11 protein-coding genes and 1 pseudogene are annotated in these 15,787 nt (G+C 70.3%); 7 read left to right on the plus strand and 5 right to left on the minus strand.

Annotation, left to right across the window (positions count from 1 at the left end):
* The first annotated feature begins 190 nt into the window (after positions 1-190).
* The 4 genes from ACIHCQ_RS28180 (at position 191) to ACIHCQ_RS28195 (ending at position 3,874) form a co-directional block, all read left to right on the plus strand.
* Positions 191-550 (plus strand): hypothetical protein, encoded by a 360-nt coding sequence (locus tag ACIHCQ_RS28180; RefSeq protein ID WP_399668043.1) that lies wholly within the window; start codon positions 191-193, stop codon positions 548-550.
* A gap of 69 nt (positions 551-619) precedes the next feature.
* A complete protein-coding gene (locus tag ACIHCQ_RS28185; RefSeq protein ID WP_399668046.1) occupies positions 620-1,273 on the plus strand; it encodes a DUF3105 domain-containing protein in 654 nt (217 codons plus the stop codon).
* Between the two features lie 5 nt (positions 1,274-1,278).
* Positions 1,279-1,968: a DUF305 domain-containing protein gene (locus ACIHCQ_RS28190; RefSeq protein WP_399668049.1), complete on the plus strand. Its 690-nt coding sequence runs from the start codon at positions 1,279-1,281 to the stop codon at positions 1,966-1,968.
* Positions 1,969-2,116: 148 nt separating this feature from the next.
* Positions 2,117-3,874 (plus strand): NAD+ synthase, encoded by a 1,758-nt coding sequence (locus tag ACIHCQ_RS28195; protein ID WP_399668051.1) that lies wholly within the window; start codon positions 2,117-2,119, stop codon positions 3,872-3,874.
* On the opposite strand, the gene ACIHCQ_RS28200 is transcribed toward ACIHCQ_RS28195, so the two are convergent.
* The 4 genes and pseudogenes from ACIHCQ_RS28200 to ACIHCQ_RS28215 form a co-directional block, all read right to left on the minus strand.
* The gene (locus ACIHCQ_RS28200; protein ID WP_399668054.1) at positions 3,840-5,090 is read right to left on the minus strand and encodes an MFS transporter; all 1,251 of its coding nucleotides are present in this window, start codon (positions 5,088-5,090) and stop codon (positions 3,840-3,842) included. The genes ACIHCQ_RS28195 and ACIHCQ_RS28200 overlap by 35 nt on opposite strands.
* Positions 5,091-5,263: 173 nt before the next feature.
* Positions 5,264-6,211 (minus strand): endonuclease/exonuclease/phosphatase family protein, encoded by a 948-nt coding sequence (locus ACIHCQ_RS28205; RefSeq protein WP_399668275.1) that lies wholly within the window; start codon positions 6,209-6,211, stop codon positions 5,264-5,266.
* Positions 6,212-6,685: 474 nt separating this feature from the next.
* Positions 6,686-7,339: pseudogene (locus tag ACIHCQ_RS28210) on the minus strand (TetR/AcrR family transcriptional regulator); the annotation flags it as partial.
* Positions 7,340-7,385: 46 nt separating this feature from the next.
* A complete protein-coding gene (locus ACIHCQ_RS28215) occupies positions 7,386-9,041 on the minus strand; it encodes an MFS transporter (RefSeq protein WP_399668058.1) in 1,656 nt (551 codons plus the stop codon).
* Between the two features lie 162 nt (positions 9,042-9,203).
* On the opposite strand from ACIHCQ_RS28215, the gene panB reads away from it, so the two are divergent.
* From panB to ACIHCQ_RS28230, 3 genes are all read left to right on the plus strand, one after another.
* Positions 9,204-10,082: a 3-methyl-2-oxobutanoate hydroxymethyltransferase gene (gene panB / locus ACIHCQ_RS28220; RefSeq protein WP_399668061.1), complete on the plus strand. Its 879-nt coding sequence runs from the start codon at positions 9,204-9,206 to the stop codon at positions 10,080-10,082.
* A 131-nt stretch (positions 10,083-10,213) separates the two neighbouring features.
* Positions 10,214-11,272 carry an ATP-binding cassette domain-containing protein gene (locus tag ACIHCQ_RS28225; RefSeq protein ID WP_399668063.1) on the plus strand — a complete coding sequence of 353 codons (1,059 nt, stop codon included), beginning with the start codon at positions 10,214-10,216 and terminating at the stop codon, positions 11,270-11,272.
* The gene (locus ACIHCQ_RS28230) at positions 11,269-12,138 is read left to right on the plus strand and encodes an ABC transporter permease (RefSeq protein ID WP_399668066.1); all 870 of its coding nucleotides are present in this window, start codon (positions 11,269-11,271) and stop codon (positions 12,136-12,138) included. Before ACIHCQ_RS28225 ends, ACIHCQ_RS28230 begins: the two co-directional genes overlap by 4 nt.
* Positions 12,139-12,154: 16 nt before the next feature.
* Here ACIHCQ_RS28230 and ACIHCQ_RS28235 read toward each other — a convergent pair whose 3' ends face one another.
* Positions 12,155-15,643, minus strand: a complete 3,489-nt coding sequence (locus ACIHCQ_RS28235) for an AfsR/SARP family transcriptional regulator (protein ID WP_399668069.1) — start codon at positions 15,641-15,643, stop codon at positions 12,155-12,157.
* Between the last annotated feature and the right edge of the window lie 144 nt (positions 15,644-15,787).

Here is a 15,787-nt window from a genome sequence, read left to right on the forward strand (position 1 = left end):
TACGCACGGGTACGCACGACGAGCATGGATCAGGGTCCTGTCGCACGGTGCGACGGGGCCCTGATCCGTGCCAGTCGTGACTGTTTACCGGCCTTACCCGGGCCCATATGGCGTACAGAGCCCCCCGGCCCACTATTCTGCGGCCATGGGGGGTTCACGGCTCAACCACATCACGCGCACCGCGCGTCCCATGGCACTCGTGAGTGCCGCGGCGACGCTCCTCGGCGCGCTCCTGATCTGTCTGAGCCCGGCTGCCCCGCACCAGAGCACCCACACCGCCTCGCCTCCGGACGTCGTACAGACGGCGGTTACCGCCGCAACCGCAACCTCGTACACGTACACGTACACCTGTCCGTACGACAAGCGCGGCTGCGGCCTGCTCCCGCTGGTCGCACCAGCCGTGCTGACCGCCCCACCGCCCGACGCCCCGCTCCCGTCCGGCGCGCAGCCCCCGCACTTCGACCCGCCGGCCGCCACCGGCCGGCTGCCCCGTTCCGGGGCGCTGCCGCGCGCCCCGGACCTTCACGTCCTTCAAGTGCTGCGGACTTAGCGTAGACAGCAGGCCCTCGCTCCCCCACCCTTTGATCGCTTGCAGACTTCACGAAGGACGACAACGACCATGGCTTCCCGCAATGCTTCCCGCGACAACGACCGCAAGGCCCGAATAGAGGAGATGCGCCGCGCCGACCGGGCACGCGAGCGCCGCAATCGCATCATCACGATCAGCATCAGCGCTGTCGTCGTCGCCGGTCTCGTCGGCTTCGGTGCCGTCGTCCTCAACAAGGAGTCGGAGGAAAAGGACAAGAAGGTCGCCCAGGCGAAGGCTCCGGTCACCGGCGAGAAGTCCTGGGACGTGAAGAAGCTCACCAACAAGCATGTCACCAAGGCCGTCGCCTACCCGATGAAGCCGCCGGTCGGCGGGGACCACGATCAGGTGTGGATGAACTGCAACGGCGACGTCTACAAGGAAGCGATCGCCGACATGAACGCCGTGCACTCGCTGGAGCACGGCGCGGTCTGGGTGACGTACACCGACAAGGCGCCCGCCGCCGATGTGACCAAACTGAGCGCGAAGGTGAAAGACACCCCGTACTCGCTCATGAGCCCGTACAAGGACCAGGCCGGGGCGATCATGCTGACCGCCTGGGGCAGGCAGGTCACGGTCGACAGCGCTGATGACCCGCGGGTGGACCAGTTCTTCACGAAGTACGTGCAGGGCTCGCAGACGCCTGAGCCGGGCGCGGCGTGCACCGGCGGTCTGGGCGCTTCGTGATCGGCATGAACCGTACGCAGTGGGCGGCGGTCACGGCGGTCGTGCTCGCGGTGCTCTTCGCGGGGGCGGCGACGGTGGCGTCGGCAGTCGGTGACGGTGGCGGCGGTGACGGCACGTCGGATACGCCTACGGCGAGTTCGGCGGACGCGGGGTTCGCCCGCGATATGTCGGTGCACCACCAGCAGGCGGTGGAGATGTCGTTCATCGTCCGGGACCGTACGGAGGACGAGGAGATCCGGCGGCTCGCGTACGACGTCGCCAACACCCAGGCCAATCAGCGCGGGATGATGCTGGGCTGGCTGGATCTGTGGGGGCTGCCGAAGCTCTCCGCGGGCAGTGAGCCGATGGCGTGGATGAGCGGTAGCGGTGGTGGTGAGCACGCTGGGCACGGCGGCGCGGACCAGGTGGGACAGCCCGCTCCGGCCGAGGACGGTGTGCTGATGCCGGGCATGGCGAGCAGGGCGGACCTGGCCCGGCTCGGCAAGGCCGGCGGCAAGCAGGCCGAGATCGAGTATCTCCAGCTGATGATCACCCACCACAACGGCGGGATCACGATGGCCGAGGGCTGCGCGAAGCTCTGCACCGTGGATACGGAGCGGAAGCTGGCCCAGGGGATGGTGGACGCCCAGCGCTCGGAGGTGGACCTGATGGTCGACCTGCTGCGCAAGCGGGGCGCGGAGGCCCGTACGGACTGAGGGCCATCAGGTCACCTGGTGGGCCGCACCGATGGTGCGGCCCACCAGCCACTCGGCCGAGTGGACCGTCGGCGAAGCGCCCCGAAGCCGACAGCCCCGTGGTACGCCCCATAGGGCATCGTGTCAGAAAGACGATTACACTGGCCGCGTGCCTCAACTACGCCTCGCCCTGAATCAGATCGACTCGACCGTCGGCGATCTCGCCGGCAACGCCGAGGCGATCATGCACTGGACCCGGCACTCCGCCGAGCAGGGGGCGCATCTTGTCGCCTTCCCCGAGATGGTGCTGACCGGCTATCCCGTCGAGGACCTGGCCCTGCGGCCGTCCTTCGTGGACGCGTCCCGGGCCGCGCTGCGTGCCCTGGCCGTGCGTCTGGACCGCGAAGGGTTCGGACAGCTGCCCGTCATCGTCGGGTACCTCGACCGTTCCGAGCGCGTCCAGCCCCGCTACGGGCAGCCCCCGGGGGCCCCGCAGAACGCCGCCGCCGTGCTGTACGGCGGTGAGGTGGCGCTCACCTTCGCCAAGCATCACCTGCCCAACTACGGCGTCTTCGACGAGTTCCGCTACTTCGTGCCGGGCGACACCATGCCCGTCATCCGCGTACACGGCGTCGACGTCGCGCTCGCGATCTGCGAGGACCTCTGGCAGGACGGTGGCCGGGTCCCCGCCACCAGGTCCGCCGGGGCCGGGCTGCTGATCTCCATCAACGCCTCGCCGTACGAGCAGAACAAGGACGACACCCGCCTGGAGCTCGTGCGCAAGCGCGCCCAGGAGGCCGGGTGCACCACCGCCTACCTGGCCATGATCGGCGGACAGGACGAGCTGGTCTTCGACGGCGACTCGATCGTCGTCGGCCCCGACGGCGAAGTCGTCGCGCGCGCCCCGCAGTTCGCCGAGGGCAGCGTCGTACTGGATCTGGAGCTGCCCGCCGCCGGGGAGGTCCCCTCGGGCATCGTGGACGACGGGCTGCGCATCGAGCACGTCGTCCTGTCCCAGGAGCCGCTGCCCGCGTACGACGCCGAGCTGGGCGGAGGCTACGCCGACCGCCTGGACGACGACGAGGAGGTCTACTCCGCGCTCGTCGTGGGACTGCGCGCGTACGCCGCCAAGAACGGCTTCCGCAGTGTCCTGATCGGGCTCTCGGGCGGCATCGACTCGGCACTCGTGGCCGCGCTCGCCTGCGACGCGGTGGGCGCGCAGAACGTGTACGGCGTCTCGATGCCGTCGAAGTACTCGTCCAGCCACTCCGAGGACGACGCGGCCGAGCTGGCCCGCCGTACCGGGCTCAACTTCCGCACCGTACCGATCGCGCCGATGTTCGACGCGTACATGGGCGCGCTCGGCCTGACCGGTCTCGCCGAGGAGAACCTCCAGTCGCGGCTGCGCGGCACGATGCTGATGGCCATCTCCAACCAGGAGGGCCACATCGTCCTCGCCCCGGGCAACAAGTCCGAGCTGGCGGTGGGGTACTCGACGCTGTACGGCGACTCCGTCGGCGCGTACGGGCCCATCAAGGACGTCTACAAGACGACCGTCTTCCGGCTCGCGCAGTGGCGCAACCGCGCGGCCCAGGAGCGCGGGCACACCCCGCCGATCCCCGAGGCTTCCATCTCCAAGCCGCCGAGCGCGGAGCTGCGCCCCGGTCAGGTCGACACCGACTCGCTGCCGGACTACGGCGTACTGGACCGGCTCCTGGAGCTGTACGTCGACCGGGACCAGGGCAAGGACGCGATCGTGGCGGCGGGCTTCGACGAGGAGCTGGTGGCGAAGACGCTGCGCATGGTGGACACGGCGGAGTACAAGCGGCGCCAGTACCCGCCGGGCACCAAGATCTCCGCGAAGGGCTTCGGCAAGGACCGGCGGCTGCCGATCACGAACCGCTGGCGGGAGACGACGACAGGCTGAGTTCCTCTTCGGTGTGAGTACGGGGGCTTCCGGTGGCGACGATGCGGGAGGCCCCCTTCGGCGTACGGTCGGACGGCGTACGGTCCAGCACGCCCGCCGTCACCGCGATCGCCAGGCCCACGACCGTCAGCACCGCGCCGACCAGTGCCGGTGAAGTCCAGCCCCAGCCCGCCGCGATGGCCACGCCGCCGAGCCACGCGCCGCCCGCGTTGGCGAGGTTGAAGGCCGCGTGGTTGGAGGCGGAGGCCAGCGTGGGTGCGTCGTGGGCATGGTTCATGACCAGCATCTGGAGCGGGGTGGTGGTCGTGAAGCCGACCGCGCCCAGCACCACCACCGCGACGAGCGCCGCCGCCTGGTTGTGCACGGTGAACGGGAACACGGCCAGCACCAGCGTGAGGACAGCCAGCGAGCCGTACAGCGTGGGGCGCAGCGCCCGGTCCGTCAGCGGGCCCGCGATCAGCGCGCCCAGGGTCATGCCGATGCCGAAGAGCGCGAGGACCAGCGTCACCGAGGACTCGCCGAAGCCCATCGCCTCGGTCGTCATGGAGGCGAGGTAGGAGTACACCGCGAAGACCCCGGCGAAGCCGAAGACCGCGGTCAGCAGACCGAGCAGCACCTGCCGATTGCCCAGCGCGCGCACCTCGCGGCCCAGGCTCTGGTGCGCGTCGACGGGTACGTACGGAATAAGCCGGGCGAGCGCGGCCATCGCGACCAGGCCGATCACGGTGACGACCAGGAAGGTGGCGCGCCAGCCGAGGTGCTGGCCGAGCAGGGTGGCCGCGGGGACGCCGACGATATTGGCGACGGTGAGGCCGAGGAACATCGTTGCCACGGCCCGCGCCTGGCGGCCGTCGGCGACCAGCCGCGCCGCGACGACCGCGCCGACGCCGAAGAACGCGCCGTGCGGCAGTCCCGCGAGCACCCGGCCCGCGATCAGCCAGCCGAAGCCGGGCGCGAGGGCGGAGGCGAGGTTGCCGACGACGAAGAGCGCCATCAGCAGCAGGAGCATCCGCTTGCGCGGGATGCGGGAGCCGAGCGCGGTGAGCAGCGGGGCGCCGATGACGACGCCGATCGCGTACGCGGAGACGAGGTAACCGGCCGTGGGGACGGAGGTGCCGAGGTCGTCGGCGACATTGGGCAGCAGGCCCATCATCACGAACTCGGTGGTGCCGATACCGAAGGCGGACACGGCGAGCGCGAACAGCGCCAAGGGCATGGGAAGGGCCTTCCGAGCTTCTGGGATTAGTTTAGCTACGGAACAAAGGCTCTCACACGGATCGGCCCTTCAGATGAACAGGGCGTTGCGGCGGGGTTCCCCGTACTGCGTTCTCCGTCACACCTCGACAGTCACACCTCGACAGTCACAGCTGGACGATCAGAACTTGACGATCAGAACTTGACGCGCGCCGCGATCGGGAGGTGATCACTGTCCGTCCGGGGCAGCGTCCATGACGCCACCGGCTCGATGCCCCGCACCATGATCTGGTCGATGCGGGCCATCGGGAACGACGCCGGCCAGCTGAAGCCGAAGCCGTCGCCCACCGCGCCCTGAGTGGAACGCATCTGGGCCGTGACAGCGTTCAGCGAGCGGTCGTTCATGGTGCCGTTGAGGTCGCCGAGCAGCACGACCTTGTCCAGGGCCTCATCGCTGATCGCCTCGCCCAGCGCGTCCGCGCTCTTGTCGCGCTGGTTGGCGGTGAAGCCCGCGTTGACCTTCACGCGTACGGACGGCATATGGGCCACGAACACCGCGATCGCGCCCCGGGGCGTCGCCACCGTCGAGCGCATGGCGCGGTCCCAGCCCAGCTTGATGTCCACGGCCTTGGTGCCGCTCATCGGGTACTTGGACCACAGCCCGACAGTGCCCTGTATGGCGTGGTACTTGTACGTCCCGGCAAGGGCCTGCTCGTACGACTCCACCTGGCCGGCGGGCAGTTCCTGGAGCGCCAGCACGTCCGCGCCCGAGGCGGCGACCTCTGTCGCCGTGCCCGCCGGGTCGGGGTTCTTTGCGTTGACATTGTGCGTGGCAACGGTCAAATCGCCGCCGCCGCCGGACTTTTCGATGAGCAGCCCACCGAAAAGATTCAGCCAGACCACGGTCGGCAGCAGCAGGGTGATCAGCGCGGTGGCCGAGCGCCGCAGCAGCGCGGCAGCGAGGATCAGCGGGATGAACAGGCCCAGCCAGGGCAGGAAGGTCTCGGTGAGGCTGCCCAGGTTGCCGACCCGGTTCGGGATCTGCGCGTGCAGAATCATCAACAGGGCGACCAGCAGGGCGAACGCGGCGAGGACGATGCCGCGCCGCCAGATGCCGGGGTCGCCGCGCCAGCGGTCGAGCACGCTCCGGAGCCGGGATCCGGGGGGCCGCCGGTCTCCCGTGTCGCCGGTCGCGGGTTCCGTCATTTCCGCCTGCGCCATGGAGCTGTTCCTCACTGCCTAGCCGCTGTCTTGCCGCTGCCGTGCCACTGCCTTGCCACTGCCCGGCCGTCGCGCCGTCCTCGCCTTCGACGTCGACCCTAGGGGATGACGGGCGCTTTTCCGCCGCGGCCGGACAGCCGCACTCAGTCGGTGCCGACAGGGACGGCAGGCGGCCGCTCGCGGTTCCTGACATCGGGCCAGGCGGTGGCGGTGTGAGAAACGACGCATACGCCGGGCCGGCGGGCTGCCGGGCGGGCAACTTCAGTGCGGCACGCCCGCGTCCGTGCCCCCGTCCGGGGCAACGCCCTCGCCCGTACCCGTACCTCGGCCCGTGCCCGTGCCCGTACCTCGGCCCGTGCCCGTGCCTGTACCTGTGCCTGCGCCTGCGCCTGTGCCGACGCCCCGCAGTACCGCGTCGACGATCCGTTCCGAGCTGCCCGCCTCCGGCGTGCCCTCCGGCCGCAGCACAGTCCGTACGAGCATCGGCCCGGAGAACAGATCGCTCAGCAGCTCGACGTCGAGATCCGGCCGGATCTCGCCGGTCGCGATCCCCCGTCGCAGCACTGCCTCCATCTGCTCGCGCCGTGGCTGGACGGAGGTGACGTGATACATGTCCCACAGCTTGGGATGGCTCCGCATCTGCGCGAAGACGTTGTGCAGCAGGGCGGAGGAGCGCTTGGCGAGGCCGCGCCGCCGCAGCGTCTCGACCAGCGCGACCAGGTCGTCGCGTACCGAGGTGCCGGGCAGTGGCGGGTCGTCGGGCTCGATTGAGCGTACGACGTCGACGAAGAGGGCCTCCTTGCCCGCCCAGCGGCGGTAGATGGTGGCCTTGCCGACGCCCGCGGTGCGCGCGATGCGCTCGATGGAGAGCCCGGAGAACGGCACGCCCTCTTCGAGGAGGTGCACGACGGCGTCGACAATCGAACGCTCGGCACTCTCACTGCGCGGCCGTCCGCGTCGCCCGGCGACTGCCGCGGCCACGCCTCGCTGCTCCCCCACGGGCACGTCCACTCTGTCACTCGCCCCGTCACTCGCCCTGTCTGTCGCCATCGCGGACGTACGGTACGTCAGGTCCGGTCGTCATGTCGTCATGTCGTCACGTCGTCCGGTCGGTCTGGTCGGCGCCGGTGCCGGTGCCGGTCGGCACCCGGTCCGATTCGCCGGCGGCTTCTCCCTCTTCGTCCCCCTTCACCCGGCCCGGCAGGAACAGCGCCACCACCACCGCCCCGATCAGGGCGATGCCCGCCGCGCCCAGCGCCGTCAGATGCATGGCGCTGAGGAACGCGTCGTTCGCGGGACCGATCAGGGCCTTGCCGGCCGCGCCGCCGTGCCTCTCCGCGATCCCGAGGGTGGCCTCGATCGACTCCCCCGCCTCGTGCCGTTCGCCGCGCGGGAGCACCGACAGATGGCCCTCGATCTCGCTCCGGTACCGCGTGGAGAGCAGCGAGCCGAGTACGGCGACACCCAGTGCCCCGCCGACCTGACGGAAGGTGTTGTTGACCGCGGACCCTGAACCGGCCTTCTCGCGGGGCAGCGTCTGCATGACCGTCACGGTCACCGGCGGCATGATGTGCGCCATGCCCGCGCCCTGGACGAAGAAGACCACTTCCAGCACCCAGAGGGGTGTGGCGGCGTCGAAGACAGTGAAGGCGGAGAGCCCGGCAGCGACCATGAGCATGCCGATCGTGCAGACCGCGCGGGCGCCGAACCGGTCCACGACCAGCCGGGCGCGCGGCGCGAAGATCATCTGCGCCACGGCCAGCGGCAGGAGAAGCAGCCCGGCCTCCAGCGGGCTCTGGCCCCGTACGCTCTGGAGGTAGAACGCGGAGAAGAACGTCACGCCCATCAGTGCGAAGAAGACCAGCGCGATCGCGGCGACGGCCGCGGCGAAGGCGGGCTTCTTGAAGTACGCGATGTCGATGGCGGGGTGGTCGCTGCGCCGCTCGTGCAGAACGAAACCGGCGAGTACGGCGAGACCGCCGAGCAGCGGAAGCAGCACGGAGGCCGTGCCGAAGTCGGCGAGCTCACCACCGCGGATGATTCCGTACACGAGCAGGACGAGACCGACGATGGACAGGGCCACACCCAGAGGGTCGATACGGCCGGGCTCCGGGTCCTTGGAGTCGGGAACCAGCAGTGTCATCGCGATCAGCGCGATGACCACGACCGGAACGTTTATCAGGAAGATCGAGCCCCACCAGAAGTGCTCCAGCAGCACCCCGCCGGTGATCGGGCCGATGGCGATGCCGACGCCGACACCGCCCGCCCAGATCCCTATGGCCTTGGGCTGCTCCTCGCGTTCGAAGACGTTCATCAGTACGGCGAGGGTGGCGGGCATCACAAAGGCCGCGCCGAAGCCCATCACCGCGCGGTAGGCGATGAGTTCGGTGGGCGAGCCGGAGAACGCGGCCAGCGCCGAGCCGACGCCGAAGACGGCGACCCCGAAGAGCAGCGCCTTCTTGCGGCCGGTGCGGTCGCCGAGGAGGCCCGCGGTGAACAGCAGCCCGGCGAAGACGAGCGTGTAGGCGTTGATCGCCCACTCCAGCTCGCTCTGGGTGGCGCCGATGCCGGTGGGCGGCGGGCCGGCGATCGTCTTGACCGCGATGTTCAGAATCGAGTTGTCCAGCACGATGATGATCAGGCTGAACATCAGGACTCCGAGGATCGACCACCTGCGTCGGTGGACTGCCTCGGGTACACGGGATACGTCGGGTACGTCAGGTGCGGCAGCTGCGTCGGACGGAGTCGGCATGGCAGCCCAGGGTACTCCGTTCCGATACGAAACCGTCTCGTATAGGAAGTCTTTACCGAACGGACGGCCACCTCTTCCCCAGGGGCGGCACGAGGTGCCACCATGGAGACGGTCCGGGGACGCCGTAAGGGTGCCTCGAGATGACGAAGGAGCCGTTCAGCCATGACGCTTCAGGCTGCCGCCACACCCACCACGCCCGCCACGCCCGCCGACAGCAGCAAGGCGCTGTACGGCGGCAAGGGCACTCGCCGTATCACCGTCCACGACATCGCCGCCGCCAAAGAGCGGGGCGAGAAGTGGCCCATGCTCACCGCCTACGACGCGATGACCGCGTCCGTCTTCGACGAGGCCGGCATCCCGGTCATGCTCGTCGGCGACTCCATGGGCAACGTTCACCTCGGTTACGAGACCACCGTGCCGGTCACGATGGACGAGATGACGCTGCTGTCCGCCGCCGTCGTACGGGGCACCAAGCGCGCCCTGATCGTCGGCGACCTCCCCTTCGGCTCGTACCAGGAGGGCCCCGTCCAGGCACTGCGCAGCGCCACCCGGCTGGTCAAGGACGCGGGCGTGGGTGCGGTCAAGCTCGAGGGCGGCGAGCGCTCGCTCGGCCAGACCGAGCTACTGGTCCAGGCGGGCATCCCGGTCATGTCGCACCTCGGGCTGACCCCGCAGTCCGTCAACACCATGGGGTACCGGGTGCAGGGCCGTGGCGACGAGGCCGCGCACCGGCTGGTCCGGGACGCCAAGGCGGCGCAGGAGGCGGGCGCGTTCGCGGTGGTGCTGGAGCTCGTACCGGCCGAGATCGCCGCCGAGATCACGCGCAGCCTGCACATCCCGACCATCGGCATCGGCGCGGGGCCGGACACGGACGCGCAGGTGCTCGTCTGGACGGACATGGCCGGACTGACGGGCGGGAAGGTGCCGCGCTTCACCAAGCAGTACGCGAATCTGCGGCAGACGCTCGGGGACGCGGCGAAGGCGTTCGCCGAGGACGTCACTGCAGGATCGTTCCCGCAGGAGGAGCACACCTTCCACTGACCTTCCACTGCACCGCACACCGCTCACGGACCATTCCGGCACCAACGACAGCCCGCCGACATCCCCCATCGGCGGGCTGTTCGGCCGGCTGTCGGCGGCCTGTAGGTGGATTGTCAGTGGCATGCGCCACGATGAGCGTCATGACGCGAATCAACAAAGACCCCAACGGTGGCAAGGGCAACGCCGTCGAGGTGCGGGGGCTGGTCAAGCACTACGGCGAGACCAAAGCTCTGGACGGCGTGGACCTGGATGTCCGCGAAGGCACCGTCCTGGGTGTCCTCGGCCCCAACGGCGCCGGCAAGACCACTCTCGTACGAGTTCTCTCCACCCTCATCCAGCCGGACGCCGGCTCCGCCTTCGTCGCGGGCTACGACGTGCTGCGGCAGCCCCGGCAGCTGCGCCGCACCATCGGCCTCACCGGCCAGTACGCCTCGGTCGACGAGAAGCTCTCCGGCTGGGAGAACCTCTACATGATCGGGCGGCTGCTCGACCTCTCCCGCAAGGACGCCCGGCTGCGCGCCGACGAGATGCTGGAGCGCTTCTCGCTGACCGAGTCCGCCAAGCGGCCCGCCCTCCAGTACTCCGGCGGTATGCGGCGACGGCTCGACCTGGCCGCCTCGATGATCGGGCAGCCGGCCGTGCTCTATCTGGACGAGCCGACGACGGGCCTCGACCCCCGTACCCGTAACGAGGTCTGGGCCGAGGTGAAGCGGATGGTCGGCGAAGGAGTGACCGTCCTGCTCACCACCCAGTACATGGAGGAGGCCGAGCAGCTGGCCGACGAGCTCACGGTCATCGACCGGGGGCGGGTCATCGCCAACGGCAAGGTGGACGAGCTGAAGGCCAAGGTCGGCGGCCGGACCCTCCAGATACGGCCCAGCGATCCGGCCCAGCTGACCGCGATGGCGGCGGCGGTCACCGAAGCGGGTCTCGACGGCCTCGCGGGGGCGCAGGCCGTGGCGGACGAGGGAATGCTGTACGTACCGATCCTGAGCGACGAGCAACTGACCGCTGTGGTCGGCCTGCTGGGCGCGCGGGGCTTCGGCATAGGGCACATCGGCACGCATCTGCCCAGCCTGGACGAAGTGTTCCTGGCCATCACCGGCGAGAAGACCGCGCCGTCGTCCGAGTCCGACACGACCGGCACACCCAACACGTCCGACACCGTTCTTGAGGAGGTCGCGGCATGAGCGCGGCGACAGTGCAGCACTCGAAGGCGCCCGCGCCCGAATCCACGCCCGCCCCCTCCCCTCAGAAACGGCCGTCCGGCGGCGGTGAGGGCCGGATCGGCCTGCGGGCCAATCTCCGGCACATCGGCGCGCTGGTGCGCCGTAACGCCCTGCAGATCAAGCAGGACCCGGAGTCGATGTTCGACGTCCTGCTGATGCCGATCATCTTTGTGCTGCTGTTCGTGTACGTCTTCGGCGGCGCGATCTCCGGCAAGGGCCAGCAGCAGGTCTACGTCAACTATCTGGTCCCGGGCCTGATGGCGATGATGGGCATGAACATCGCCATGGCCGTCGGCACCGGTGTGAACGACGACTTCAAGAAGGGCGTGATGGACCGGTTCCGGTCCATGCCGATAGCCCGCTCCTCGGTCCTCATAGCGAAGATAGTCGTGGAGATCGGCCGGATGCTGGTCGCCACGACCATCCTGCTCGGCATGGGCTTCCTGCTCGGCCTGGAGATCAAGACCTCCGTCCTCGAACTCTTCGCGGCGATCGGTCTCTCGACCGTATTCGGCGCCTCGCTGATGTGGATCTTCATCCTGCTCGGTCTCACCATGAAGACGGCCCAGGCCGTCCAAGGAGTGGCCATGCTCGTGCTGATGCCGTTGCAGTTCGGCTCCTCGATCTTCACCCCGACGTCGACAATGCCGGGCTGGCTGGAGACCTTCACGGACATCAACCCGCTCTCCAACCTCGCCGACGCCGCACGGAACCTCATCAACGGCGGTCCTGTCGCCGAGTCGGTGTGGATGACGCTCGGCTGGGCGGCGCTCATCACGCTGATCACGATGCCGCTCGCGGTCGCCAAGTTCCGGAAGAAGACCTGAGGCCGGCTGAGGTAAGTCAGACGAGGGCGGCGGCCTCTTCCATGGTGAGGCCGGCGCCTTCGGCGTACGCGACCTCGTACGCGCCGACTGCGCCTTCGGCATCGTCGGCGTCCTCTGCGAGCGCGGCGAGGACGGCCGCCTGTGAACGGGCCCGGTTCTCGCGCTCGTGCTGAGCCCCGTGATGGCCGGGCGGCAGCAGGGCGTCGGCCGCACCGAGCAGCCGGGCCGCGTCTCGTGCGCGCTCCGGCCTGCGCAGGGCCAGCGCCCCGGCGGCGGTGACCATGTGCACCGACTGCATCTGCGGCGCGATCATCCTGGTCAGCGGATCCTGCGCCTTGGCGAGCGCCAGTCGCGCGTTGGTCAGCGCGCTTTCGTACGCGCCGTCGAGCAGGTCCAGCCAGGCGAGGAAACCGGTCACCATGCCCTCGAAGACGGCGAGGGTGTTGGAGTTGAACTGCACCCTCAGCAGCTCGATCTCCGCGCGCGCCTCCTGAGTGCGGCCGGTGTGGCCCAGCCACAGGGCGAGGAGGACCCGGGCGATGGCCGAGGACTCGTTGTACCCGCCCTCGTTGACGGCCAGCACGTCGCGCAGGAGTGCCTCACCGCGCTCGCCCTCCTCCGTCTCCAGGAGGATGCCGCCGAGTCGGGAGCGCAGTATCGCTATCTGCGCCTGGGCGCCGAGCTGCTGGGCGTAGTCGATGGCGGCCGTGAAGTCCTCGGCGGCGAGCGCGTACTGGCCGAGCCGCTCGCGCGCCTCGCCGCGCGCGGACAGGGCCTCGGCCACACCCCAGACGTCGCCGAGGCGGAGAAAGATCTCCAGCGCCTCATCGGCGTCGCCGGCCGCGTCACCGGCCCAATCGCTGCGGTTGGCGAAGACATTGGCCCGTCCCTGGAGGGCGGCGGCGAGCTCCCACTCGTATCCGAACGCGCGGCAGGCGTCGACGGTCCGGTCCAGCATGTCCTTGAACTGTTCGCCGTCTCCGGTCATCACGACGGCGAAGAACCAGAACGAGGTCGGGGGGCGGCAGGTCTGCGGCAGCCCGGGATGGTAGGTCCGGCTGATGTTGCGCAGCCGCTCGATGCCTTCCGGTTCGGTCCAACGGTCCGCGTCGTAGTCCATGAAGATCATCCGGATCAGGGCCGCGCTGCGTCTGGCCTCCTTCAGCAGCTCCGGCTCCATGGGCGGCGGGGCGTCCGTGAACCGCTCGAAGACGGGCAGGGCGGGCTCGACCGGCGGTGTGAACGGATCGGGGCCGAGTTCGCCGACGGCGGTGGCCCAGTGCCGGGCCTCGCTCCGCAGATCCCGCATCTGCCAGTACCAGCACAGGGACAGTACGAGTTGGAGCGCCTCCTGCTCGTCGCGGGCGGCGACGGCGCGGCGCAGAGCGATGCGGAGGTTCTCGTACTCGCGCTGGAACCGCTCGATGGCGGCGCGCTGCCAGGGACCGCGCAGGAGGGGGTCGGTGGTGCGGGCCAGCTCCCGGTAGTGGACGAGGTGGCGGTGTTCGGCCTCGGCGCGTTCGCCGGCCTGGTCGAGGTGCTCGGCGGCGTACTCGGCGACGGTCTCCAGGAGGCGGTAGCGCATCTGCCCGTCGGGGGTGGGGGCGGCGACGACAAGGGACTTGTCGATGAGCGACCCGAGCAGGTCGAGGGCGTCCTCGCCGCAGACGTCTTCGGCGGCGGGGAGGTCGCAGCCGCCGGCGAAGACGGACAGGCGGCGCAGGGCGGCACGTTCGGGGTCGTCGAGGAGGTCCCAGGACCAGTCCACGACGGCGCGCAGGGTCTGCTGGCGCGGCAGGACGGTACGGCTGCCGCTGGTCAGCAGCCGGAAGCGGTCGTCCAGGCGGTCGGCGATCTGGCGCGGGGTGAGCATCCGCAGCCGGGCGGCGGCGAGTTCGATGGCGAGTGGGAGGCCGTCCAGGCGGCGGCAGATCTCGGCGCAGGCGGCGGCGGTGGCCGGGTCGGAGTCGATACGGAACCCGGGCCTGGCGGCGGCGCCCCGCTCGGCGAGGAGCCGCAGCGCCATGGGGTCGGGCAGGGGGTCGACGGGCCGCACCAACTCGCCCGGCACGCCGAGCGGTTCCCGGCTGGTGGCGAGGACGGTGAGCCCCGGGCAGTTCTCCAGCAGCTGCTCGGCGAGGGTGGCGGCGGCTGCGACGACGTGCTCGCAGTTGTCGAGGAGAAGCAGCATGCGGCGGCGTGAGCAGTGCTCGGTCAGCCGTACGAGGGGGTTGTCACCGTGCCCTTCGACGGCGCGTATCTCTTCGGCGCGGGCGCCGCGCAGGACGGTCTCGCGCGCCCCGAGGGCGGTGAGGACAGCTTCGGGCACGGTCTCGGGGTCGTCCACGGGCGCGAGCTCGGCCAGCCAGACCCCGTCGGGCCACGGGCTCCGCGCGTTCCCGTTCCCGTGTCCGTTCGCGTCCGCGTTTCCGTTTCCGTTTCCGTTTCCGTTCGCGTTCGCGTTCGCGTTCGCGTCGTGAGCTTTGGCTACGGCGCGCTCGGCGGCCTCCTGCGAGAGCCGGGTCTTCCCGGCCCCGCCGGGCCCGAGCAGGGTGACGAGCCGGGCCCTGCGGAGGTCGCCGTGAATGGCGTCGATATCGGCGTCGCGCCCGACGAAGGAGGTGAGCCGAGCGCGGAGGTTCCCGGGGGGAGGGGGGCGGTCGTGGCCACCGGGCGCGGTGGCCGGGGTGCGGCCGTTGTGGGCGGATCCGGTGGCGTACGGGGTGCTCTCGCGGGCCGCGCCCTCGGTCGCCGCACGGACCGTGCCGCCGACGGGTGGGGCGTAACCGTTCAGCAGCTCTCCGTGCAGCGCCCGCAGTTCGCGGCCGGGGGTCGTGCCCAAGGTGTCCGCCAGGCGGTGGCGTATCTCCTCGTACGCGGTCAGCGCCTCCGCCGCGCGGTCCGCGTCCCGCAGTGCCCGGATCCGCAGGGCCTGCAGGCGCTCGTCCATCGGATGCTCCGCGCACAGCGCGACCAGCTCCGGCAGGGCCTCCTCGGCCCGGCCCAGGGCCAGCGCCGCCGACAGGCGGGAGCGGCGGGCGTCCAGCTGGCGGGCCTCCCAGCGGGCCGCACGCGCCGTACGGTCGGGCAGGTCGGCAAGCACCGGTCCCTGCCACAGCCCGAGCGCGTCGTCGAGCAGCGCCGCCGCCTTCTCCGCGTCGCCCTCCCCCAGCGCCCGCGCGCCCTCCTTCGCCAGCCGGTCGAACCGGTGCAGGTCCACGTCGTCGCCGTCCGCGCGCAGCCGGTAGCCGCCGTCCTCCGCACGGGCCACCGCCGCGTGCCCCAGCGCCCGTCTCAGCCGCCCGATGAGCGCCTGCACCGCGCCCGCCGCGTCAGCCGGCGGGTCGCCGTCCCAGACCTCCTCGACCAGGACACCGACCGGGACCGTACGGCCGGGCCGCAGCGCCAGCGCGGCCAGCACCGCGCGCAGGCGCGCGCCGCCGAGGGCGACGGGCGTGCCGTCGTTGTGGAAAGCCTGTGTGGTGCCGAGAAGCCGATAGTGCACCCGCCCATTGTCACTTGTGCCGCCCCGAGACCGCGCAGTGTTATTTCCGGCAGCGATTCGGGCCAGAGACCTGGCAGGAACCAGGGACCATACCCGGGACGTTATTCACCACGGTTCAGCACGATTCAGCACGTCGCCGCCGCA

This window comes from Streptomyces sp. NPDC052236 (assembly GCF_044548015.1).
Lineage (GTDB): Bacteria > Actinomycetota > Actinomycetes > Streptomycetales > Streptomycetaceae > Streptomyces.

Coding starts and splice junctions, on each gene's coding strand:
- ACIHCQ_RS28180 (WP_399668043.1), top strand. CDS start 191: ATGGCACTCGTGAGTGCCGCGGCGACGCTCCTCGGCGCGCTCCTGATC.
- ACIHCQ_RS28185 (WP_399668046.1), top strand. CDS start 620: ATGGCTTCCCGCAATGCTTCCCGCGACAACGACCGCAAGGCCCGAATA.
- ACIHCQ_RS28190 (WP_399668049.1), top strand. CDS start 1,279: ATGAACCGTACGCAGTGGGCGGCGGTCACGGCGGTCGTGCTCGCGGTG.
- ACIHCQ_RS28200 (WP_399668054.1), bottom strand. CDS start 5,090: ATGCCCTTGGCGCTGTTCGCGCTCGCCGTGTCCGCCTTCGGTATCGGC.
- ACIHCQ_RS28215 (WP_399668058.1), bottom strand. CDS start 9,041: ATGCCGACTCCGTCCGACGCAGCTGCCGCACCTGACGTACCCGACGTA.
- panB (WP_399668061.1), top strand. CDS start 9,204: ATGACGCTTCAGGCTGCCGCCACACCCACCACGCCCGCCACGCCCGCC.
- ACIHCQ_RS28225 (WP_399668063.1), top strand. CDS start 10,214: ATGAGCGTCATGACGCGAATCAACAAAGACCCCAACGGTGGCAAGGGC.
- ACIHCQ_RS28230 (WP_399668066.1), top strand. CDS start 11,269: ATGAGCGCGGCGACAGTGCAGCACTCGAAGGCGCCCGCGCCCGAATCC.